Annotated in this window: 20 protein-coding genes; 15 read left to right on the forward strand and 5 right to left on the reverse strand. The window is 61.7% G+C overall.

Going from position 1 to position 21801, the window contains the following annotated elements:
* Positions 1 to 3: 3 nt before the first annotated feature.
* From IE095_RS12910 to IE095_RS12945, 8 genes are all read left to right on the forward strand, one after another.
* Positions 4 to 1410 (forward strand): RtcB family protein, encoded by a 1407-nt coding sequence (locus IE095_RS12910; RefSeq protein ID WP_189412090.1) that lies wholly within the window; start codon positions 4 to 6, stop codon positions 1408 to 1410.
* Between the two features lie 127 nt (positions 1411 to 1537).
* Positions 1538 to 2083, forward strand: coding sequence for a GNAT family N-acetyltransferase (locus IE095_RS12915; RefSeq protein WP_189412091.1), 546 nt, complete (start codon positions 1538 to 1540; stop codon positions 2081 to 2083).
* Between the two features lie 133 nt (positions 2084 to 2216).
* Positions 2217 to 2738, forward strand: a complete 522-nt coding sequence (locus IE095_RS12920; RefSeq protein ID WP_189412092.1) for a GNAT family N-acetyltransferase — start codon at positions 2217 to 2219, stop codon at positions 2736 to 2738.
* A gap of 67 nt (positions 2739 to 2805) precedes the next feature.
* Positions 2806 to 3828, forward strand: coding sequence for a GTPase ObgE (gene obgE / locus IE095_RS12925; protein WP_189412093.1), 1023 nt, complete (start codon positions 2806 to 2808; stop codon positions 3826 to 3828).
* Positions 3816 to 4943: a glutamate 5-kinase gene (proB, locus tag IE095_RS12930; RefSeq protein ID WP_189412094.1), complete on the forward strand. Its 1128-nt coding sequence runs from the start codon at positions 3816 to 3818 to the stop codon at positions 4941 to 4943. Before obgE ends, proB begins: the two co-directional genes overlap by 13 nt.
* Positions 4943 to 5770 (forward strand): aminoglycoside phosphotransferase family protein, encoded by an 828-nt coding sequence (locus tag IE095_RS12935; protein ID WP_189412095.1) that lies wholly within the window; start codon positions 4943 to 4945, stop codon positions 5768 to 5770. The genes proB and IE095_RS12935 overlap by 1 nt, the downstream gene beginning before the upstream one ends.
* Positions 5763 to 7028 carry a glutamate-5-semialdehyde dehydrogenase gene (locus IE095_RS12940; protein WP_189412096.1) on the forward strand — a complete coding sequence of 422 codons (1266 nt, stop codon included), beginning with the start codon at positions 5763 to 5765 and terminating at the stop codon, positions 7026 to 7028. The genes IE095_RS12935 and IE095_RS12940 overlap by 8 nt, the downstream gene beginning before the upstream one ends.
* Before the next feature lie 9 nt (positions 7029 to 7037).
* A complete protein-coding gene (locus IE095_RS12945) occupies positions 7038 to 7568 on the forward strand; it encodes a hypothetical protein (RefSeq protein ID WP_189412097.1) in 531 nt (176 codons plus the stop codon).
* Positions 7569 to 7575: 7 nt separating this feature from the next.
* Here IE095_RS12945 and IE095_RS12950 read toward each other — a convergent pair whose 3' ends face one another.
* Positions 7576 to 8115: a transglycosylase SLT domain-containing protein gene (locus IE095_RS12950; protein WP_229804774.1), complete on the reverse strand. Its 540-nt coding sequence runs from the start codon at positions 8113 to 8115 to the stop codon at positions 7576 to 7578.
* A gap of 172 nt (positions 8116 to 8287) precedes the next feature.
* Complete coding sequence (locus tag IE095_RS12955) at positions 8288 to 9088, reverse strand: calcium-binding protein (protein ID WP_189412099.1); 801 nt, start codon at positions 9086 to 9088, stop codon at positions 8288 to 8290.
* Between the two features lie 159 nt (positions 9089 to 9247).
* Between IE095_RS12955 and gatB the strand changes: the two genes are divergently transcribed.
* The 3 genes from gatB (at position 9248) to IE095_RS12970 (ending at position 12145) form a co-directional block, all read left to right on the forward strand.
* The gene (gene gatB, locus IE095_RS12960; protein ID WP_189412100.1) at positions 9248 to 10759 is read left to right on the forward strand and encodes an Asp-tRNA(Asn)/Glu-tRNA(Gln) amidotransferase subunit GatB; all 1512 of its coding nucleotides are present in this window, start codon (positions 9248 to 9250) and stop codon (positions 10757 to 10759) included.
* Complete coding sequence (locus IE095_RS12965) at positions 10759 to 11595, forward strand: hypothetical protein (RefSeq protein ID WP_189412101.1); 837 nt, start codon at positions 10759 to 10761, stop codon at positions 11593 to 11595. Before gatB ends, IE095_RS12965 begins: the two co-directional genes overlap by 1 nt.
* Before the next feature lie 181 nt (positions 11596 to 11776).
* Positions 11777 to 12145, forward strand: coding sequence for a DUF4177 domain-containing protein (locus tag IE095_RS12970; protein WP_189412102.1), 369 nt, complete (start codon positions 11777 to 11779; stop codon positions 12143 to 12145).
* On the opposite strand, the gene IE095_RS12975 is transcribed toward IE095_RS12970, so the two are convergent.
* Both IE095_RS12975 and IE095_RS12980 read right to left on the reverse strand, forming a co-directional pair.
* Positions 12119 to 13207: a pyridoxal phosphate-dependent aminotransferase gene (locus IE095_RS12975; protein WP_189412103.1), complete on the reverse strand. Its 1089-nt coding sequence runs from the start codon at positions 13205 to 13207 to the stop codon at positions 12119 to 12121. The genes IE095_RS12970 and IE095_RS12975 overlap by 27 nt on opposite strands.
* Before the next feature lie 73 nt (positions 13208 to 13280).
* Positions 13281 to 16304, reverse strand: coding sequence for a valine--tRNA ligase (locus IE095_RS12980; protein WP_189412104.1), 3024 nt, complete (start codon positions 16302 to 16304; stop codon positions 13281 to 13283).
* Between the two features lie 98 nt (positions 16305 to 16402).
* On the opposite strand from IE095_RS12980, the gene IE095_RS12985 reads away from it, so the two are divergent.
* The 3 genes from IE095_RS12985 to IE095_RS12995 are packed head-to-tail and all read left to right on the forward strand — an operon-like array spanning position 16403 to position 18206.
* Positions 16403 to 16990 carry a TetR/AcrR family transcriptional regulator gene (locus IE095_RS12985; RefSeq protein WP_189412105.1) on the forward strand — a complete coding sequence of 196 codons (588 nt, stop codon included), beginning with the start codon at positions 16403 to 16405 and terminating at the stop codon, positions 16988 to 16990.
* A gap of 59 nt (positions 16991 to 17049) precedes the next feature.
* Positions 17050 to 17751, forward strand: coding sequence for a transcriptional repressor LexA (lexA, locus tag IE095_RS12990; RefSeq protein ID WP_189412106.1), 702 nt, complete (start codon positions 17050 to 17052; stop codon positions 17749 to 17751).
* A complete protein-coding gene (locus IE095_RS12995) occupies positions 17751 to 18206 on the forward strand; it encodes a DUF5680 domain-containing protein (RefSeq protein WP_189412107.1) in 456 nt (151 codons plus the stop codon). The genes lexA and IE095_RS12995 overlap by 1 nt, the downstream gene beginning before the upstream one ends.
* A gap of 6 nt (positions 18207 to 18212) precedes the next feature.
* Here the strand turns inward: IE095_RS12995 and IE095_RS13000 are convergent, their stop codons facing one another.
* Positions 18213 to 20318: a ComEC/Rec2 family competence protein gene (locus IE095_RS13000; RefSeq protein WP_189412108.1), complete on the reverse strand. Its 2106-nt coding sequence runs from the start codon at positions 20316 to 20318 to the stop codon at positions 18213 to 18215.
* Between the two features lie 80 nt (positions 20319 to 20398).
* On the opposite strand from IE095_RS13000, the gene gltX reads away from it, so the two are divergent.
* The gene (gene gltX / locus IE095_RS13005) at positions 20399 to 21799 is read left to right on the forward strand and encodes a glutamate--tRNA ligase (RefSeq protein WP_189412109.1); all 1401 of its coding nucleotides are present in this window, start codon (positions 20399 to 20401) and stop codon (positions 21797 to 21799) included.
* The last annotated feature ends 2 nt before the right edge of the window (positions 21800 to 21801 follow it).

A 21801-nucleotide genomic window follows, 5' to 3' on the forward strand; every position in this document is an offset into this window, starting at 1 on the left:
GAAATGACCGTCACCGGAAAAGATCTGATCGACCTTGGCTTCCCGCAAGGGAAAGCGCTTGCGGATGCTTTGGCCTATGCCAATGCGAATGGCCTGGAGGGCGAGGCGTTGCGCGCCTATGCCGCCAGCGTGATGCCAGCGCCCTTTATGGAACTGCACGAACAGGCCCCGGCTTGGCAGATGAACATTCAGGCCGAAGATGATCTGGAAGCGGTGAACGTTCAAAAGGTGCAGGAAACCATGGCGAGCCTGATGCGCACCCCCACGGTGCGTGGCGGTGCTGTCATGCCCGACGCCTGCCCTGCTGGTCCGGTCGGCACCATTCCGGTGGGCGGCGTTGTCGTGGCTGAAAAGGCGATCCATCCGGGGATGCATTCCGCCGACATCTGCTGTTCGGTCATGCTGACCGAATTTGCCGATGCCGACCCCAAGGCCGTTCTGGATGCCGCGCATGAGGCGACCCATTTCGGCCCCGGTGGGCGGGCCAATGGGCGACGCTTTACCGTGTCGCTGGATCTGCTGGATGGGTTCCGCGCCAACATGTTCCTGAATGATGACAAGATCATCCGGGCGGCGATCGAACATATGGGCACGCAGGGCGATGGCAACCATTTCGCTTTTGTCGGGCGCTCGGCGGCGAAGGGCACGGTTTGTCTTGTCACGCACCACGGCTCTCGCGGGCCGGGGGCGGGGCTTTACAAGCTGGGCATGCATATGGCGGAACGCTTCCGCAAGCGATTGTCGCCCAAGACCGACAAAGAGAACGCTTGGATTCCGTCGGACAGCCCGGAGGGCGTGGCATACTGGGACGCGCTGCAACTGATCCGCCGCTGGACCAAGGCCAACCACAACGCCCTTCATCAGGCGGTGACGGTGGCCTTGGGTCTGAAGGTGGTCGAACGGTTCTGGAACGAACATAACTTCGTCTTCCGGCGGGGGGATTTGTTCTATCACGCGAAGGGGGCTACGCCGATTGCCGCCGATTTCCTGCCAGATGGCAGTGGCACGCAGATTGTGCCCCTGAACATGGCCGAACCCGTGCTGCTGATTCGGGGCACGCCGAACGCCCAGAACTTGGGCTTTGCCCCGCACGGGGCAGGGCGCAACCTGTCGCGGATGGCGCATAAGCGCGGTTTGGGCGACCATTCCGAGGCCGAGGTTTTTGCACGCGAAACGGCGGGCTTGGATGCGCGCTTTTTCAGCGGCGAAATCGACGTGGCGGAACTGCCAAGCGCCTATAAACCCGCGGCGACAGTGCGGCGGCAGATGGCCCAGTTTGGTCTGGCCGAGGTGGTGGATGAAATCATCCCCTATGGTTCGATCATGGCCGGCGATTGGGAACGCAAAGCATCTTGGCGGATCAAGGCCAAGGCGAAACATGCGGCCCGTCAGGCGCAGGTGGCGGCATGAAACCTGCCGAACTTTCTTTGCCTAAATTTTCGCGGTGCCCTACGGGTGCCGCGATTCATGCAGATTGTGGACGAAAGGCGTTGATAAACGCCAATCGGCTATCCATGTGCTTCGAAGGAGGGAAGCCATGACGTTGGACATGATCACCGCGCCCGAAAAGGGTCAGATCGCTGCTGGTCGTTTCGTGCTGCGCCCGGTGCGCCGCTCGGATGCCGGGCTGTTCGCCATGTATGCGGGCGACAAGCGGGTGGCCGAGGCGACGCGATCCATCCCGCATCCCTTGCCGCCCGGCGCGGCCGAGGCTTTCGTGGCCCGCGCGATGGCAGGACCTGCGGATGAGGACATCTGGGTGATGGATGGCAGCGCCACGGGTCTGGCTGAGGTGCTGGGTGTCATCAGCCTGAAAAAGATGGACAGGAACCAGTCCGAGGTCGGCTATTGGGTCGCCCCCGCCTTCTGGAATCTGGGTATCGCGTCCGAGGCGGTTCAAGCACTGATCGCCGCCAACCCGCAAGGCAACTGCACCATCTTTGCCGAGGTGTTTCAGGACAATCCCGGTTCGGCACGCGTGCTGACCCATGCCGGTTTCCAGTATCTGGGCGACGCCGAAACCTTTTCGGTCGCGCGCAATGCCCGCGTGCCGACCTGGACCTATACCCGAAAGCTGGGCTAGCCTGCGGCTTCCTCCTCCCGTTCTCCCAATCTCCTCGGGGGGAGGAAACCACGCCACCGTGAGGGCCGAAAGTCCTCAGCCCGGAAAGAGCGGCTCGATGCCCCGAGAGACCGGTTTCAAGAGTGAACGCACCATGACAGACAGCACGATCCGCATGGCCGAACCCGTCGATCTGCCGCAGATCATGGCGATCTACAATCATGCGGTGCGCGAAACCACGGCGATCTGGAATGATACGCAGGTTGATCTGGACAACCGCGAACGCTGGTATGCCGACCGCATGGGGCGGGGTTTCCCGGTTTTTGTCGCCGTGCTGGGCAAGCAGGTTCTGGGCTATGCCTCGTATGGCGACTGGCGGGCCTTTGATGGCTATCGTGGCACGGTGGAAAACTCGGTCTATGTGGCGCCTGACATGCAAGGCCGGGGCGTGGGCAAGGCTTTGCTTCAGGCCTTGGTTGACGATGCCCGCGAACAGGGTAAACATGTGATGGTCGCAGGGATCGAGGCGGGCAACATCGGCTCGATCCGGTTGCATGAAAAATTGGGGTTTGTCGAAGTGGCACGGATGGAGCAGGTGGGACAAAAGTTCGGGCGCTGGCTCGATCTCGTCTTCCTGCAACTGCGGCTGGACGAACGACCAGAACCAACGGCCTGACGGACCTTGATCCTTTGCGGTTAGGGGTTTATCGCCATTCGACGCCCCCAACCCGAAAGTTTCCCCGATGAAGTTCCTCGATCTTGCCAAAGTTTATATCCGCTCGGGTGGCGGCGGTTCGGGCTGCGTGTCTTTCCGGCGGGAAAAGTTCGTCGAATTCGGCGGGCCGGATGGTGGCGATGGGGGCAATGGCGGTTCGGTCTGGGCTGAGGCTGTTGAAGGCCTGAACACGCTGATCGACTTTCGCTATCAGCAGCATTTCTTTGCCAAAAGCGGCCAGCCGGGGATGGGCAGCCAGCGGACGGGCAAGACGGGGGATGACATCATCCTGCGGGTTCCGGTGGGCACGGAAATCATCGACGAAGACGAAGAAACGGTGATTGCCGACCTGGTGACGGTGGGGCAGCGTGTGCTGTTGGCCAAGGGCGGCAATGGCGGTTGGGGGAACCTGGCCTTTAAGACCAGCACGAACCGCGCACCCGCACGGGCCAATCCGGGGCAAGAGGGGATCGAGCGCACCGTCTGGCTGCGGCTGAAGCTGATTGCCGATGCGGGGCTGGTGGGTCTGCCGAATGCGGGGAAGTCGACGTTCTTGGCGGCCGTGTCAAATGCGCGGCCAAAGATTGCGGACTATCCCTTTACGACGCTCGTGCCGAACCTCGGCGTGGTGGGCATCGACGGGGCCGAATTCGTGATGGCGGATATTCCCGGTCTAATCGAAGGGGCGAGCGAGGGGCGGGGTCTGGGCACGCAATTCTTGGCCCATGTGGAACGCTGTAAGGTGCTTTTGCATCTGGTGGATGGCACGTCCAGCACGATCACCAAGGATTACAAGACCATCGTGACCGAGCTTGAGGCCTATGCCGACGAGCTGGGCGACAAGCCGCGGGTCGTGGCGATCAACAAGATCGACGCTTTGGACAGCAAGACGCTTTCGTCCCGCAAGAAGGCGCTGGAAAAGGCTAGCGGTGGGCCGGTCTATGCCATTTCTGGCGTGGCCGGAAAGAACTTGCAGGATGTGTTGCGTGCCTTGATGACGGAAATCCGGGCGGAGGCCCCAGTTGTGGAGTCTGCGCCGTGGCAGCCCTGAAATCCTTGAAAGCGCCCGACATTCTGGCGGGCAAACGGATCGTCGTCAAAATCGGCTCGGCCCTGCTGGTGGACCGGGCGACGGGTCTGCGCACCGATTGGCTGGCGGGGCTTGCTGCCGACGTGGCCGCCGCGCGGGCGCGGGGGGCGGACGTGGTTTTGGTGTCCTCGGGGTCGATTGCTTTGGGGCGCACGGTGCTGAGCTTGCCGCATGCAGCGCTTCCCCTGGAACAGGCGCAGGCCGCGGCAGCGGTGGGGCAGATCCGGCTGGCGCGGGCCTATGAGGAAGTCTTGGCCCCCTATGGCATCACGGCGGGTCAGGTTCTGGTGACGCTGGAAGATACCGAGGATCGGCGGCGCTATCTGAACAGCCGGGCGACGATGGAAACCCTGCTGGGTTTGGGCGTGGTGCCGATCGTCAACGAAAACGACACGGTGGCGACGGATGAAATCCGGTTCGGGGACAACGACCGTCTGGCCGCGCAGATTGCGGTGACGGTGGGGGCGGATCAGTTGATCCTGTTGTCGGATGTCGATGGCTTCTATTCGGCCAATCCGAAAGAGGACCCCAGCGCGACACGCTTTGATCTGGTGGAGACGATCACGCCGGAAATCGAGGCGATGGCGGGCGATCCGATTTCCGGCCTGTCGAAGGGCGGGATGAAGACGAAACTGCTGGCGGCGAAAACGGCGGTGGCGGGGGGCTGCGCCATGGCGATCATGGAGGGGTCCGTTCTGCGGCCTTTGCAGGCCTTGGCCGAAGGTGCGAACCGGACGTGGTTCCTGCCGAAAGGCGATCCGCAGGCGGCGCGGAAGCGTTGGATCAACGCGATGAAGCCGCGCGGCGAATTGCGGCTGGACGCGGGGGCGGTCAAGGCGCTTTTGGCGGGCAAGTCGCTGTTGCCAGCGGGGGTGACGGCGGTGACGGGCCGCTTTGACCGCGGCGATCCGGTGGCTATTCTAGGGCCGGATGGGGTGGCTTTGGGTAAGGGCTTGGCAGGCTACGGCGCCACCGAGGCGCGGGCGATTGCAGGGCACAGGTCGGGAGAAATTGAGGCGATCCTGGGCCATGCGGGCCGGGCGGCCTTGGTGCATCGGGACGATATGGTGCTATGATGCCCGAGACCGCCTGCCAGCAGTGGGGTCTTGCAGGGCTTGATCCCTTTGCCGAAACAGCAACCAGCCGTTTGTGGCGCGCCGAAAGCCCGGACCACGGCCCTGCGGTTCTCAAGATATTAAAACCCTATGGTGCTGACGAAATCCATGGGGTGCAGTTGATGCAGGGTCTTGCCGGAGTTGGCATGGCGCAGGTGTTTGAGCGGTCTGATGACGCAATCCTGATGGAGTATCTGCCCGGCCAGACCCTGTCCGAGATGGTGCGCAAAGGCGAAGATGTTGGAGCAAGCCGGGTTATTGCTGATGTGGCGCGCCTGATCCGTCAAGGTTCGACCCCTAGGTTGGTGCCGCTGGAACGCTACCTGCAAGCGCTGTTTTCCGACGATCCGGCCAAACTGCCCATGGCCATCCGGCCGCAGATCCTTGCCGCTCGCGAGATAGGGCTGCGTTTGTTGGCAGAAACGAAAGCGACGGTGGCGCTGCACGGTGATCTACATCACGACAATATTCTGCAATCCACACGCGGTTGGCTGGCGATTGATGCCAAGGGTCTGGTGGGGAATGCGGCTTTTGAATTCGCAAATGCTTTTCGCAACCCGCACGACTGTCAGGAGTTGGCCCGCAAGCCGATACGGATCGCTGCAATGGCGCAGGTTTTCGCGGCAGAGTTGACGGTTGATCCGGCCTATATCTGTGCTTGGGCTGCCGTGAACTGTGCCTGTTCGCTGTTCTGGTCTGCTGCCAGCGGGAATAATTTGCAGGATGACCTGCATTTGCTGCCATTGCTGCTATCTGCGGCGAACAAAGACTGGGGTTTCTATGAATGATGCGAATAACATGAGCCGTCTGATGGCGGAAATGGGCGCCAAGGCCCGCGCGGCGGCAGCGGAATTGGCCTATGCCTCACAAGAGCGCAAGTATGCGGCGCTGATCTCGGCGGCCCATGCGGTTTGGGATCGTCGGGCGGAAATTCTGGAAGCCAACGCCAAGGACATGGCAGCGGCCAAGGCGCGGGATCTGACGCCTGCGATGTTGGACCGGCTGGCGCTGAACGAAGACCGCTTGCGGGGGATCGTGGATGGTCTGCGCACCGTGGCAGAACTGCGCGATCCGGTGGGGCGGGTTCTGGCCGAATGGGATGTGCCCAGCGGTTTGCATATCCAGCGGGTGGCGACACCTTTAGGCGTTGTCGGCGTGATCTATGAAAGCCGACCCAATGTGACGGCGGATGCCGGGGCCTTGTGCCTTAAGGCTGGCAATGCGGTGATCCTTCGCGGAGGCTCGGAATCTTTCCACTCCAGCCGCGCGATCCATGCCTGCATGCAGCAGGGTCTGAAACAAGGCGGTCTTCCCGAGGACGCAATCCAGATGGTCGATACCACCGACCGGGCGATGGTCGGCGAAATGCTGCGGGCGACGCAGTGGATCGACGTCATCGTGCCGCGCGGGGGCAAAGGTCTGGTGGGGCTGGTGCAATCCGAGGCGCGGGTGCCGGTCTTTGCCCATCTGGAGGGCATCTGCCACGTCTATGCCGACCGCGACGCCGATCTGGAAAAGGCGCGGCGGGTGGTCTTGAACGCGAAAACCCGGCGCACCGGGGTTTGCGGCTCGGCGGAATGCCTGCTGATCGATTGGCAGTTCTATACGAAACACGGGGCGGTTCTGATCGAGGATCTGATCAAGGCGGGGGTTGAGGTTCGGACCGAAGGCGAATTGCTGAAAGTGCCCGGAACGGTCAAGGCAAACCCCGAAGATTTCGGGCATGAATTCCTCGACATGATCATCGCCGCAAAACTGGTCGATGGTGTGGATGAGGCGATTGGCCATATTCGCAAATATGGCTCGGGTCACACTGAAAGCATCCTGACCGAAAATGACGCCACGGCGGCGCGGTTCTTTGAACGGCTGGACAGCGCGATCCTGATGCGCAACGCCTCCACTCAGTTTGCGGATGGCGGCGAATTTGGCATGGGCGCGGAAATTGGCATTGCGACGGGAAAGATGCACGCACGCGGCCCGGTGGGGGCGGAACAGTTGACCAGTTTCAAATATCTGGTAACCGGGGATGGAACCATTCGCCCCTAAGGTGTTCTAATGCCGTTTTTCTTTGCGCTGATTGCCCTGGCCGCCGGGGTTTTGATCTGGTCTTCCCGTGCAAAGGCCGCCCATGGCGCGGCGCAGGAACTGGCCGATATGGCGGGCGATGTGATCTCTGCCGCCCGCCGTTTCGGATTTCGCCGCAAGGCCAACATCCATCCCGTTGATGCGCTGGAGGATGGTGATGTCGCCATTGCTGGGGCAGGGGTGGCCTTTCTGGAATTGGCGGGCCTGCCTTCGACCGAAACCCAAGACGCTTTGGCACGCAGCCTGCAGGTGACTTTGGGGCAAAGCGCCGATCAGGCGCGTGAGGCGCTGGTTCTGGGCCGCTGGCTCATGGGGCAATGTGGTGGGCCGGTGCCTGCCCTGTCGCGCCTGACGCGGCGGTTGGCCAAGCTGAAAGGGGCCGACAGCCTGAACCCGCTGATGCAGGTTCTAAAGGATGTCGCGGCTGCCGCAGGCGGTCAGGTGACCGAGGCGCAAAAGGGCGCGCTGGAAGATATCGCCAGGCTATATCGACTGAAATAAAGCCCGCTTAGGCGGGCTTTTGGCAGTAGGACTGCTGCGAGGTAAAGCTCATCATTTCCGCCCGCTTGCCCGCATTGCGGAAAGGCATCCAGTCACGCCCCATGCCCGCAGCCCCAGTTCCGGCCACCGCGTCATCTTTTGCCACCTGAACAGCCGCGATATCCACCGCACAAGACAGGTTCGCCGCCCCATCCTTCAACGCACTGGAACTGGTCGCCTCGCAGCCATATTGCTGCGCCGTGCGCGGCGAGATTTGCGTCAGGCCGATCCAGCGCCCGCCACCGCCGGCCGCTGCTGGGTTCCAGGTGCTTTCATGTTTGGCAAGGGCCGAGATCAGGCCGACCCAGAATTCCCGCCGCTGTTCAATCGGCGCTTCGGCATAGCCGGGGCACCATTGCGCGATGTCGCGCGGCACTTCGGCGGCAAGGGCGTGGTCTTCTTCGGCCACGGCCAACAGGGTCTTTTGCGTCCAATCGGGCGCTTCGGGCCGATGGTCCCAACCCATCACAGGTTGCGACATCGACACATCTTCCTTCTTGGCCTGCATACAGGCGCTGGGCAAAAGACCCATCATCAGAAGGGCCGTTGCTTTCGCTATGGTTTGCATCCGTGAACCGGCAGTTGTTGTCCCCAGACGCGGTGACTAGGCGATTTTCACGATTCGGACAAACCGAGGGGGCAAAAATCGGCGGCTTTCCGCCTTTTTGCCCCCCGTTCCCTCAATCGATGATGTAGATATGCGCCGGAATTTCGCTAAAGCCGGCTTGGGTTTTTGCGAACAAAATCTTGGCTATAGTGCCTGTCCCATCGGCATCATACCAAATCTGCCCCGTTTCGCGGCTATAGATCAATCGGTCGTCCGCATCCTTGGCCGCATTGCCATAGGCAAGGTTCTTCATGTCGAATTTACCCACCGGACCGATGGCTTTGAAAACGTCATTGTCCAGATGCAGCCGATCCGCTGGCCCGTTGTAGAACACATCGATTCGGTCGACGTTCTTTTTGCCGTCCAGTTTCGTGTCGAAGACAAAGGTGTCATTCCCATTCGTCCCGATCAGCGTGTCGTTCCCCAGACCCCCGTTCAACGTATCATCCCCACCTTGCCCATTCAGCAAATCGTTCCCAGCATAGCCGTAAAGCCGGTCATCCTCTTCCCGCGCCATGATCAGGTCGTCCTGCGCAAACAGCATAGCCCGCGCCTGATCCAGCTTGCCCCGGCTGATCAGATCGAACATCCGCGCGAAATTGACGTTGATGTCATAATAGCTGACGTCGATCTCATGTTCCGAATAGAAGGTTACCGCCTGAATGGTGCCACCCTTTACATCGACGATCTTGCCGTTCTTCAGCACCACATTCAGGCCCAGACCATCCACCCGCGCGACATAGCCATAATCCAGCTTGAACGTCATTTCGCGCGCCGAAACCTTGGCGGGTTTCAGGGCGAGCAGTCCGGTGAAATCGAAGGTCATGGTATCAATCAGCGTATCGGCATCTTGATTGGCAACGATGGTGGTCATGGTTTTTCCCCTTCCAGAACTCTCGGGCGGCCTCCTATAACGTTATAGATCAAAGATCAAAGCCGACCTTTGTCGGATAGGGCAATGACCGGCCCGCTCATGGGCCTTGCCGTGACCATCCCCCCGCCTTAGAACGCAAGCGTTGCAAAGGAGACCGCGATGCTGGACCTGACCTATACCGCCCCAAAGCCCAAAGTGATCCAGGGGGCCAAGGACGATTGGGAACTGGTCATCGGTATGGAAATCCACGCGCAGGTCTCGTCCAACGCCAAGCTGTTTTCGGGGGCCTCAACAGCGGTAGGGGCGGAGCCGAATTCCAACGTCTCGTTTGTGGATGCGGCCATGCCCGGCATGTTGCCGGTGATCAACGAATTCTGCGTGGAGCAGGCGGTTCGGACGGGTCTGGGGCTGAAAGCCGCGATCAATCTGCGTTCGGCTTTTGACCGCAAGAACTATTTCTACCCGGACTTGCCGCAGGGCTATCAGATCAGCCAGCTTTATCACCCGATCGTGGGCGAGGGCGAGGTGATCGTGGAAATGGGCCCCGGCGTGGCCCGGCATGTGCGGATCGAACGGATCCATCTGGAACAGGACGCGGGCAAGTCGATCCATGACATGGACCCGACGCAGTCTTTCGTCGATTTCAACCGGACGGGCGTGGCGCTGATGGAAATCGTCAGCCGCCCAGATATTCGGGGCCCCGAGGAAGCGGCGGCCTATGTCGTCAAGCTGCGGCAGATCCTGCGCTATCTGGGGACCTGCGATGGCAATATGCAGAACGGCAACCTGCGGGCCGATGTGAACGTGTCGGTCTGCCGTCCGGGCCAGTATGAGAAGTATCAGGCGACGGGCGATTTTTCTCATCTGGGAACGCGCTGTGAAATCAAGAACATGAACTCCATGCGGTTCATTCAGGCGGCGATTGACTATGAGGCGCGGCGTCAGATTGCGATTGTCGAAGACGGCGGTTCGGTGACGCAGGAAACGCGGCTCTATGATCCCGACAAGAACGAAACCCGGTCGATGCGGTCCAAGGAAGAAGCACACGACTACCGCTATTTCCCCGACCCCGACCTGCTGCCCTTGGAAATCGAACAGGCCTGGGTCGATGACATTGCGGCCCGGATGCCGGAACTGCCCGACGCGAAAAAGGCGCGGTTCATGGGGGATTTCGGGCTGACGGATTACGATGCGAACGTGCTGACGGCCGAGCTGGAGGCGGCTTCGTTCTTTGAGGCTGTGGCGCTGGGGCGGGATGGCAAGCAGGCGGCGAACTGGGTGATCAACGAATTGTTCGGGCGGCTGAACAAAGAGGGTCTGGCGATTGGGGAAAGCCCGGTGTCGGCGGGCCAGTTGGGCGGCATTCTGGACCTGATGCAGAAGGGCGAGATCAGCGGCAAGATGGCGAAGGACCTGTTCGAAATCCTGTGGACAGAGGGGGGTGACCCTGCCGAAGTCGCCGCCGCAAAGGGGATGAAGCAGGTGACCGACATGGGGGCCATTGAGGCGGCGGTGGACGCGATCATCGCGGCGAACCCGGATCAGGTGGAAAAGGCCAAGGCAAACCCGAAACTGGCGGGCTGGTTCGTGGGGCAGGTGATCAAGGCGTCGGGCGGCAAGGCGAACCCGGCGGCGGTGAATGATCTGGTGGCGAAAAAGCTGGGGATGTGATGCGCATTTGGCTGGGCCTGTTCCTGTGGTTATTGGCTGTGGGGGCAGGCTGGGCGGAGTCGAGCCGGTTTGGTGAGATTTCCACTGTTCCTGCCGATCCCGCAGGACGCATGCCGAACATGCTTTTGCTTGATGGCGAGCCGATCCCGGGCCTCGAGTCATTTGGCCCTTCGGGGATAACCGTCTTGCGGATTATTGACTGGGGTATGAAGGGTGACGCCGTTCTGTTGCAGACTTGGAGTGGCGGGGCGCATTGCTGCTATGCTTACCATTTTTTGCTGCTAAACGAGCAGGGGGCTACACTGAGTCCTGAGTTTGGTGAGCATGGTCGGGACCTTTCACATTTTGAAGTGTCGCCAGACAGTATCGGTTTCCGGATGGTGCGGGATTATCCAGCGGACATCGAATATCAACAGGTGATTTACGATGGCGCTGTTGGGCGCGTTACAAATGTCATGGAAAACGACGAAGGTGTTGCCGTTGCTGGGCCTGGGAAGGACGTGACGCGATGGGATGGAGTGTGGGTCGAGGATCTTTTTGATGACCCAAGCGAACGCCAGCGCTTTCGCGGCATTATGACGCAAAAAGAGTTGACGCAGTTTCGCACGGTTGTTGGTACTTTCGGAAAGTATGAGATCAGAAATGGTCTTCTGGTGGGTTCGGCCTGCTGGCAGTCACGGTGCGATGTTCGTTTTGGCCTCGTCGCGGTCGAAATTGAAACGGGTGACGCTTTTGCGATTCAGTATTTTGACGGCGACAGAACAGATTTTCTGCCGAAAGACCGAGGTATACCAGTCGTCTTGCAAGAGATGATCGCTGAACGGTTGGCGCAATAGCTTGTAAAGGGGCGGCCCTCGGGGGGCCTTGAGCCCCCGCTCGGGCCGGTGGGGTTTCCCCACACCCCAAGGTATTTTGGGCAAGATGAAAGGGCAGGCGAAGGCTTGCCCTTTGGTTTTGGGGCGGGTTGGCGATGGGGGGACGTTCTGGTAAAGGGGGCGGAAAGGCAGGAGCAGGCCCATGCAAAGCTATGAATACAAAGTGATCCCCGCGCCCTTGCGGGGGGAAAAGGAACGGGGGGCGAAGACGGTTGCCGAACGTTTTGCGGTGGCTTTGACCAATGCGATGAACGCGATGGGGCGGGAGGGTTGGGAGTATCTGCGGGCGGATACCTTGCCTTGTGAGGAACGGGTGGGCTTCACCGGGAAGGCCACGAATTTCCAGCATATGCTGGTGTTCCGTCGGGTTGTGGGGGCGTCGGCCCCGCTGATTCTGGACGAGGCGGCGCCTGTCGTGCCGAAGCTGGGGGCGGCTGTGGCGGATGAGGGGGGCAAGGCCCCGGCTTTGGGCCCCGCCCAAGGGTCAGAGGCTGCGCAGGACGCGGGGTAGGGCCTCGGCAAGTATGTCCAAAGTGGCATCGTCCGCCAAACTGATGCGGATGCAGCGGTTCAGGGGGGCAACCCCCGGCATGCGGATGAAGATACCCTGGGCTTGCAGGCCCGTCAGGATGGCGCGGGCATAGGCAGCATCGCGGCCGCAGTCGATGGTCACGAAATTGGTGGACGAGGGCTGGGGTTTCAGGCCGTTCCTTTCCGCGATGCGGGTCAGGCTCTGGCGGGCATGGCGGATCTTGTCTTGGACCTGCGTTAGCCAAGCCGTGTCTTGCAAAGCCGCAATCGCCCCGGCCTGCGCAATGCGCCCCAGCGCGAAATGGTTGCGGATGCGGTCAAAGGCGCGGGCAAGGGCGGGGTTGGTTATGGCGTAGCCAACGCGGAGGCCCGCAAGGCCGTGGGCCTTGGACAGGGTGCGGAAGCGGATGACCTGCGGATGGTGCGGGTCGATCTGCGGCAGGGGCAGGGTGGCGAGATCGCCGTAAGCCTCGTCCAGCACCAGCAGGCAATGCGGGGGCAGGTTCTGGGCCATGGCTTCGATGATCTGGGGGGCCAGCTGGCTGCCCATCGGATTGTCAGGGTTGGCCAGATAGATCATCCGGGCGCGGGTTTCATGGGCCTTGGCCAGCAGCGCCTCGGGGTCCTCATAGTCGGCCTGGTAGGGGACTTTGTGGAGGGTGCCGCCAAAGCCCGCGACATGGAAGTTGAAGGTGGGATAGGCCCCTTCCGAGGTGACGACAGCGTCGCCCGGCGCAAGGATCAGGCGGCAGGTCAGACCCAAGAGGCCGTCGATGCCTTCCCCGACGGCGATATGGTCGGACGTGACGCCATGGCGGGCGGCGATGGTGGCTTTCAGGTCATGCCCTTCGGGGTCGCCATACATCCAGACATCCCGCGCCGCCTGTTCCATCGCCTTTATCGCCAAAGGGGACGGCCCAAAGGTCGATTCGTTGGCCCCAAGCCGGGCGCGGAAGGGAAAGCCCTGCATGCGTTCCAGCGTTTCCGGCCCGGTGAAGGGCACAGTTTCCGGCAGGCTGGCGGGCAGGGGGGCGAGATCCATGCTGTGTCCTTTGGGCTAGGCCGGGGGTTTCACACCCCCGGACCCCCGTGAGGTATTTTTGGCAAGATGAAAGTCATTCTAACTCGGCCAGACGGGCGAGGGCGGCTTTCAGGGTGTTCGCCTCTTCCTCGCGGGCTTCCAGGTTGGCGCGGGCCTCGGCCACCACATCCTCGGGCGCTGAGGCCACGAAGTTCGGGTTATTCAACCGCCCCTTCAGCCCGCCGATTTCCTTACCCAACTTGTCCAGCGATTTCGTCAGCCTGGCCTTTTCTTCGGCCACGTCGATGATCCCCGCCAAGGGGATAGCAAAAGTCGCGCCTTCCGCTGGGATGGTGATCGCGCCCTTGGGCGTGGCCGCCGCATCGGTCACGCTTTCCAGACGGGCCAGCCGCTTGATCAGCGCCTCGTTGCGGGCAAAGGCGGCGCGGGCGTTGTCGTCCATCTGGACGGCCAGCATGTCAAGCTTCAGCCCCGCCGGCACATGCATTTGCGCCCGGGCGGAGCGGATGTCGTCGATCAGACCCGTCACCCAGGTCATTTCGCGTTCCGCATCGGGGGCCGACAGGTCGCCATATTCGGGCCAGTCGGTGTGGACCAGCAGTTTGGCGCGGGTGCCGGTGGTGGCCCACAGCTCTTCGGTGATGAAGGGCATCATCGGGTGCAGCAGGATCATGCATTGATCCAGCACCCAAGCCATCGTCGCCCGCGTTTCCGCCGCATCCGGCCCGTCGAACAGCGGTTTGGCGAATTCGACATACCAGTCGCAGACCTTGCCCCAGACAAAGGCGTAAAGCGCGTTCGCGGCATCATCAAAGCGATGCTTTTCAAGGGCTTCGTTGACGGCCTGTGCGGCGCGGGCGCTTTCGGCGATGATCCAGCGGTTGGCGGTGGCCGTGGCTTTCGGCGCTTGCGCTTGCGTCGCGTGGCCTTCCCAGACGCCGTTCATTTCGGCGAAGCGGCAGGCGTTCCAGAGTTTCGTTCCGAAATTGCGATAGCCCGCGATGCGGTCTTTCGACAGCTTCAGATCGCGGCCCATGGCGGCCATGGCGGTCAGCGTAAAGCGGACGGCATCGGCGCCGTATTCGTCAATCAGGTCCAGCGGATCAAGGACGTTGCCCAAGGATTTGCTCATCTTCTTGCCCTTTTCGTCGCGGACAAGGGCATGAACATAGACGGTCTTGAACGGCACCTGGTTCACGACGGCCAGTTGCATCATCATCATCCGGGCGACCCAGAAGAAGATGATGTCGAACCCGGTGATCAGGGTCGAGGTGGGGAAGTATTTTTGCAGTTCGGGGGTGTCCTCGGGCCAGCCAAGGGTGCCAATGGGCCAGAGGCCCGAGGAGAACCAGGTGTCGAGGACGTCTGGGTCGCGCCAAACCGGTATCCCGCCATTAGCCTCGAACTCTTGTTTGACCTCGGAAGCTGCAACGTAGCCCTTGTGCCAGAAATCTATATCTAAGCCATTCTGTTCCAGATGCTTTGCAATCAGCGTTTGGGCGTCAAGTTCGTTTGCGGCACAGAAGGCAATAGGATTGTCGAAATCCACACTTGCATCGGCAATTGCGCGGCTGTTTTTCGTGGCCACAATGTTAGGGATATACCAAACCGGAATCTGATGCCCCCACCAAAGTTGGCGGGAGATGCACCAAGGCTCGATATTCTCCAGCCAATGGAAATAGACCTTGGCATCCCGCTCTGGCAGGATCACCGTGTCGCCGTTGCGCACCGCATCAATCGCTGGCTGCACGATTTTCGCCGTGTCCACGAACCACTGATCCGTCAGCATCGGCTCGATCACCACTTTTGACCGATCGCCAAAGGGCTGCATGATCTTTTTCGATTCAACGGCCGGCTCCAAAGTCAGATGTTCTGACCCCGTCGCCTCGTCCACCGCTTTCACCAGCACCGTCACCGCAAGGCCCGCCGCATTGATATCGGCCACCACCTGCTTGCGCGCCTCAAACCGATCCAAGCCCCGATATTTCGCGGGCACAAGGTTGAGGCTGTCGACCTCGTTTTCATTCGTCGGTGAACCCGCCGCAATCTCGCGCGCACGGGCGACGGCCACGTCATAATCCGCCCCATCCGCCCGCATGAACCCGCGCGTGTCCATCAGCCGATACATCGGCAGGTTCGCCCGCTTCGCCACCTGATAGTCGTTGAAATCATGCGCCCCGGTGATTTTCACCGCGCCCGAGCCGAAATTCGGATCGGGGTATTCGTCGGTGATGATCGGGATCAGACGGTCGCACAGGGGCAGATGCACCATCTTGCCCACAATCGGCGCATAGCGCGCATCGGACGGATGCACCGCCACAGCCCCATCGCCCAGCATGGTTTCGGGCCGCGTGGTGGCAATGGAAATGTAGTCCCGCATTTCGCGGAAAATCACCGCCCCTTCGGCGTCTTTCTCCACATATTCATAGGTTTCCCCGCCCGCCAGCCGGTATTTGAAATGCCACATATGGCCATCGACTTCGGTATTCTCGACCTCAAGATCCGAAATCGCCGTTTCAAAATGCGGGTCCCAGTTCACCAGACGCTTGCCCCGGTAAATCAGGCCCTTGTTGTACATATCGACAAAGACTTTGATCACCGCGTCGTGGAAATTGCCTTCCTCGCCCGCTGGCGCCCCCGGCGCGCCGGACATGGTAAAGGCCTCACGCTCCCAATCGCAGGTCGCCCCCAGACGCTGCAACTGGCCAATGATCGTGCCGCGCGATTTGATCTTTTGCTGCCAGACGCGGGCCAAGAATTTCTCGCGGCCCATCTCGCGCCGGTTCGGTTCCTGATGCAGCGCCATGTCGCGTTCGGTGACCATCTGCGTGGCAATCCCCGCATGGTCGGTGCCCACCTGCCACAGCGTGTCATGCCCTTGCATCCGGTGCCAGCGGATCAGGATATCCTGCAAGGTGTTGTTGAAGGCATGGCCCATATGCAGGGAACCCGTCACATTCGGCGGCGGGATCATGATGGAAAAGGGTTCAGCCCCCGGTTTGGCATTCGCCCCGGCAGCACCGACCTTGCCGTCGATCCACTGCTTGGAAATCCGGGCCTCGGCCTCAGCGGCGTTAAAGTTCTTTTCCATCGGCATGTCACATTCCCCTTGTCGCATGGCGTTCTAGCGCGCGTCGGGGCCAAGGGAAAGCGTCAGATCGCTTGCCCTGCCCGCAGGGTTTGCTAGACCGGGGTATGGCCAAAACATCCTACCATCACGGCAATCTGGGCGCGGCGCTGCTGCTGGCGGCGGGTGAGGAATTGGAGGCCGTGGGGGTCGAAGGCTTTTCCCTGCGGAAGGTGGCCGCTAGGGCCGGGGTCAGCCATACGGCGGTGCAGCACCATTTCGGCGATATGCAGGGGCTGCTGACCGCACTCGCGGCGCAGGCCTACCGCGATATGGAGGCGGCGATGCTGGGGGCGGGGTCCACCTTGCCGCCTGCGGATCGGCTGGTTGAAATGGCGCTGGCCTATGTGGCTTTCGCCGAAAGCCGCCCCGCGCTGTTCCGCCTGTTGTTCGGATCGAAACGGCCCGATTATGACAATGCCGATTTGCATGCCGCCTCCACCGCGACCTATGCCACCGTGCAGCGCCTGGTGGGCGCGGCGGGCGGGCAGGGGGCCGTGGACGAGGCGGCGATCTGGGGCACGGCGCATGGGCTGGCCGAACTGTCGATCACGGGCAAGCTGGGCCATGTGGTCGGCATGGATGCTGCGGTCAAAACCCAGGCTCTACGCCACATCTTGCGCCGGGTCGTGCCGCAATCTGTGGATAAGACTTGACACAAAGCGGGAACATGGGCAGAACATTGCGTTAACAAACGCTTTGCCGGGGTGGCCCAATGCTGACGCGCAAACAGATCGAGCTGTTGAATTTCATCAAGACCCGTATGGATCAGGACGGGGTTCCGCCCTCGTTTGACGAAATGAAGGATGCGCTGGACCTGCGCTCCAAATCCGGCATTCACCGGCTGATTACCGCGTTGGAGGAGCGGGGCTTTATCCGTCGTCTGGCCCATCGTGCGCGGGCGCTTGAAATTCTGAAACTGCCCGAGGCGATGGAAAAACCGGGCTATGTGCCGCCCAAATTCACCCCCAAGGTGATCGCAGGCGACCGGGTCGATCCGCCCAAGGGTGCCATCCCGATTGCTGCGGTGCATGCGATGGAATTGCCGGTCATGGGCCGCATTGCGGCTGGCGTGCCGATCGAGGCGATTTCCGAGGTGTCGCATCACGTGGCGGTGCCGGGGTCGATGTTGTCAGGCCGTGGCAACCACTATGCGCTGGAGGTCAAGGGCGACAGCATGATCGAGGCGGGGATCAACGATGGCGATATCGTGGTGATCCGCGAACAGAACACAGCGGACAATGGCGACATCGTCGTGGCGCTGGTCGAAGATGCCGAAGCCACGCTGAAACGCTTCCGCCGCCGGGGCAATATGATCGCGCTAGAGGCGGCCAATCCGGCCTATGAAACCCGCATGATTCCGGATCATCTGGTCAAGGTGCAGGGTCGGCTGGTGGGGCTGATCCGCAGCTATTGATGGACGGGCTGGCGGCTTTCGCTCTGGCGGCCAAGGCGGCCTGCTATGTGGGCGACGGGGCCAAGGCCCGCGCCTCGCGCATCGGGGCGCATGATCTGACCTTTGCGTCTGGCGACTGGGCCTATCGTGACAGCTATTTCGGCGGCACGGATTTTCTGGGGCAAGAGGTAGTCTGGCATCGTAGCCGCCCTGTTTGGGCGATGAACTACCACGGCTTCATCCATCGCGATGATCTGATGACCGGGGCCGATGGCGGCCGGGTCATCAAGGCGGCCTTGTCGGCGATGTATGCTGAAGGGCGGTTTCTGGGCGGCTTTCGCTTTCGGCTGGGTCCGTTCGCCTATCAGGATGACAATCAGGGTGATGTGCTGCGCTTCGATGGGGTGGAAACAATCCGCGTGGACGGGATCAAGGCCTATCGCCTGCTGTATCACGGTGGCCTGATCCGGGTCTGAACGGGGCTATTCGTTCCGCCAGACCATCACCCCCTTCGCTGGTTCCGGCACCGACCAGCGCCGCCGCGCCAGATGGGTGGGTTCCAACCGCAACGCGCCGTCGGGCCGCAGTGTCAGCGCCAAAGGTCCGGTCTGGCGCAGCAGCAGGCGATCGATGACGTGGCAACCATCGGGCACCGCATCGGTGTCGTCCGCCAGAACCACCAGATCGGCGCTTGCGCAAGCCTCGTCCAGCCGCCCTTCCGCCCCCTTGCCGGTCAGGATCATTCCCCGCCATTCGCCCAAACGAAAGCCGCGCGTGGTCTTGGGCCCTTCAAACCCCGGCCTTTCCGCCGCCGCTTCCTGCCCCGCCAGATCGCCGTCATTCTCTAACCAGCTTTTCACCGTAAAGCCTGCCCCCTTGGGCGCAGAAATCGCCCGTCCCTCAGCGGTCAGGATCCCCACCACCCCGCCTTCGGCATCGACCAAGGCCAAAGGCCTTTCATGCTGCATCCACAAGATCAGCGCCAAGACCAAGGGGAGCCAACCAAAGTGCCGCGCGCGGCTTTGCCAGACGATCAGCCACAGCCCCCCCAAGGTGATCAGCGGCACCGCCAAGGGCGAGGGCGTGGGTAGGCCCGTCACCGACCCTTCCCATCCCGCCACCCAATGCGCCACGAACAGAATCCAGCGCGATCCCTGTTCCATCACCCACAGCGGCAGGGCGGCCAGCCCAAAGGGGGCCAGCAGCGCCGCAATGGCCCCGGCAGGCATCACCACGGCCCCCATCACCGGCACCGTCAAAAGGTTCGCCAGCAGGCCATAATCGGTAAAGCGGTTGAAATGCGCCGCCGCATAGGGGGCTGTGGCAAAGCCGCCCAGCACTGACGACAGGATCAGCGTATAGAACGGCATCCCCCACCACGGCAGGCGGCCCCGCATCGCCTGCCGGTCCATCGCGCCAAAGCCCACGATCAGCGCCACCGTCGCGGCGTAAGACATTTGGAAACCGGGCTCCAACAGGCTTTCCGGCTGCCAAAGCAGCAGGATCACCGCCGAAATGGCGACCGACCGCAGCGTCAGCGCGCGCCGGTCCAGCAGCACCGCCCCCAGCATGACCGTGACCATGATAAAGGCCCGTTCGGTGGCGACATTCGCCCCCGACAGCAGCAGATAGAAAAGCGCCACGCCAAAGGCCAGAACGGCGGCCACCTTTTTGGCATTCACCCGCAATGCGAAGGGCGGGATCAGGGCGATGCCATAGCGGATCAGCGCAAAGACAAAGGCAGAGATAAAGGCCATGTTCATCCCCGAAATCGCCAGCAAATGCGCCAGCGACGAATCCCGCAGCGCCTGCACGGCTTCCAGCGAAAGACCCGAGCGGTCGCCCGTCATGACGCCCGATGCAAAGGCCCCCGCATCGCCGGGCATGGCGGCCATCATGGCATTTGACAGATGGCTGCGCAGGCGGTTGATGCCCTGCGTCGCCCCCTTCGGCTGTTCCCAAAGCAGAACCGGGCTGGCGGTATAGCCCACCGCCCCCAACTGGTCAAAAAACGCCATGCGGCGGAAATCAAAGGTGCCGGGTTCGGCTGGCCCTTGCGGGGCCGTCAGATGCCCCGTGGTGATCACCACCTGTCCCGGCAAAAAATCCCCTACATCCTCGCCATGCAGCGACAGCCGCACCCTTAGGGGCGTGCGGTCGGGGGCGACATCTTCCAGCACCACAAGATCCAGCGTCAGCCGCAGCGCGTCGGATTGCGAGCGGTCGATTTCAGTGACACGGCCCTGCACCGGACCGTAATAGCGAAAGTCGAGCATCGGGGCCGCCACCAGATAGACCCGCAGGCCGCCGGCCAGCGGGCCGATCAGCAGGCAGACGAGGCCAAGACACAGGATGCGCAAGCGATCCTCGGCTCGCAGGCCGATCCACAGCAGGGCAACCACGGCCAGACCGATCACCGCATAGAAAGCCAAGCCCGGCTCTTCGGCCCCTTGGAACCACAGACCCACCCCCGTCCCGATCAGCACCGGCACAAAGGGGAACAACCCGCGCGGTTGGGCGGCCAGAGCGTCCAAAGGCCGCAGGGCACGGTCCCACAGGCCCGTCCGACCCCAATTGATGCCCAGCATGGCCACCTTGCCAGCCCCGCCCCGATTGCCTAAACCCGGCCCGACCCTAGCCCCATCACGGTTTCCGAAAGGTTAACGCCATGACCCCGCCCGTCGTCACCCGCTTTGCCCCTTCGCCCACCGGATACCTGCACATCGGCGGGGCACGGACGGCGCTGTTCAACTGGCTTTACGCGCGGGGCAGGGGGGGCAAGTTCCTGCTGCGGATCGAGGATACCGACAGGGAGCGTTCGACCGATGAAGCCACAGCCGCCATCCTGCAAGGTTTGACATGGCTCGGTCTCGATTGGGATGGCGAGCCGATCACCCAGTTCGCCCGCAAGGATCGCCATGCCGAGGTCGCCTATGCCATGCTGGCCAGCGGCAAGGCCTACAAATGTTTCTCCACCCAGGAAGAAATCAACGCCTTCCGCGAAGAAGCCGAGGCGCGGGGTTCCTACGCCGTTTTCCAAAGCCCATGGCGCGGTGCGGACCCTTCGACCTATCCCGATGCCCCCTATGTCATCCGTATGCTGGCCCCGCGCGATGGTGAAACCATCATCCAAGACGAAGTGCAGGGCACTGTCACCGTCCAGAACTCCGCTTTGGATGATATGATTTGTTTACGCTCGGATGGTACCCCCACCTATATGTTGGCGGTTGTCGTCGATGATCATGACATGGGCGTCACCCATGTCGTTCGCGGGGTGGAACATTTGAACAATGCGGCCCGTCAGCAGATGGTCTATGATGCTATGGGTTGGGCCGTGCCGGTCTGGGCCCACATCCCGCTGATCCATGGTGAGGATGGTAAAAAGCTGTCCAAACGTCATGGCGCCTTGGGAGTCCATGAATATCAGGTCATGGGGTATCCTGCCGCCGCCATGCGCAACTACCTTGCCCGTCTTGGTTGGTCGCATGGCGATGATGAATTCTTCACCTCCGATCAGGCCAAGGCTTGGTTCGATCTGGCGGGAATCAACAAGGCCCCCGCTCGGCTCGATTTCAAAAAACTTCAACACATCAGCGGCCTGCATATCGCCGCTGGGGACAATGCTGCATTGCTGCATGAATTGCAGGCTTTTATGGCGGCGGCAGGACTTACCCCCTTGTCGGCTGCACAATCGGCCTTAATGGAAAAAGGCATGGACTCGCTGAAAGACCGCGCCAAAACCTTCCCTGATCTGCTTGATAAGGCTCAGTTTATCCTCGCCAACCGCCCCGTCCCGCGCGATGAGGCTGCTGAAAAGGCGCTCGATCCGGTATCCCGTGGTATACTGCGCGAATTGACGCCGCGCCTGCAAACTGTTAACTGGACGAAAGAGGCGCTAGAGCCGGTTCTGACCGAACTCGCCGCCGCGCATGGACTGGGCTTTGGCAAATTGGCCGCCCCCCTCAGGGCCGCCCTTGCCGGTCGCACAGTCAGCCCGAGCGTCTATGACATGATGCTGGTCATCGGTCGCGACGAAACCATCGGGCGCCTGCAAGACGCGGCGGCCTGACC

This window comes from Neogemmobacter tilapiae, assembly GCF_014652215.1.
GTDB classification, from domain to species: Bacteria; Pseudomonadota; Alphaproteobacteria; order Rhodobacterales; family Rhodobacteraceae; genus Neogemmobacter; species Neogemmobacter tilapiae.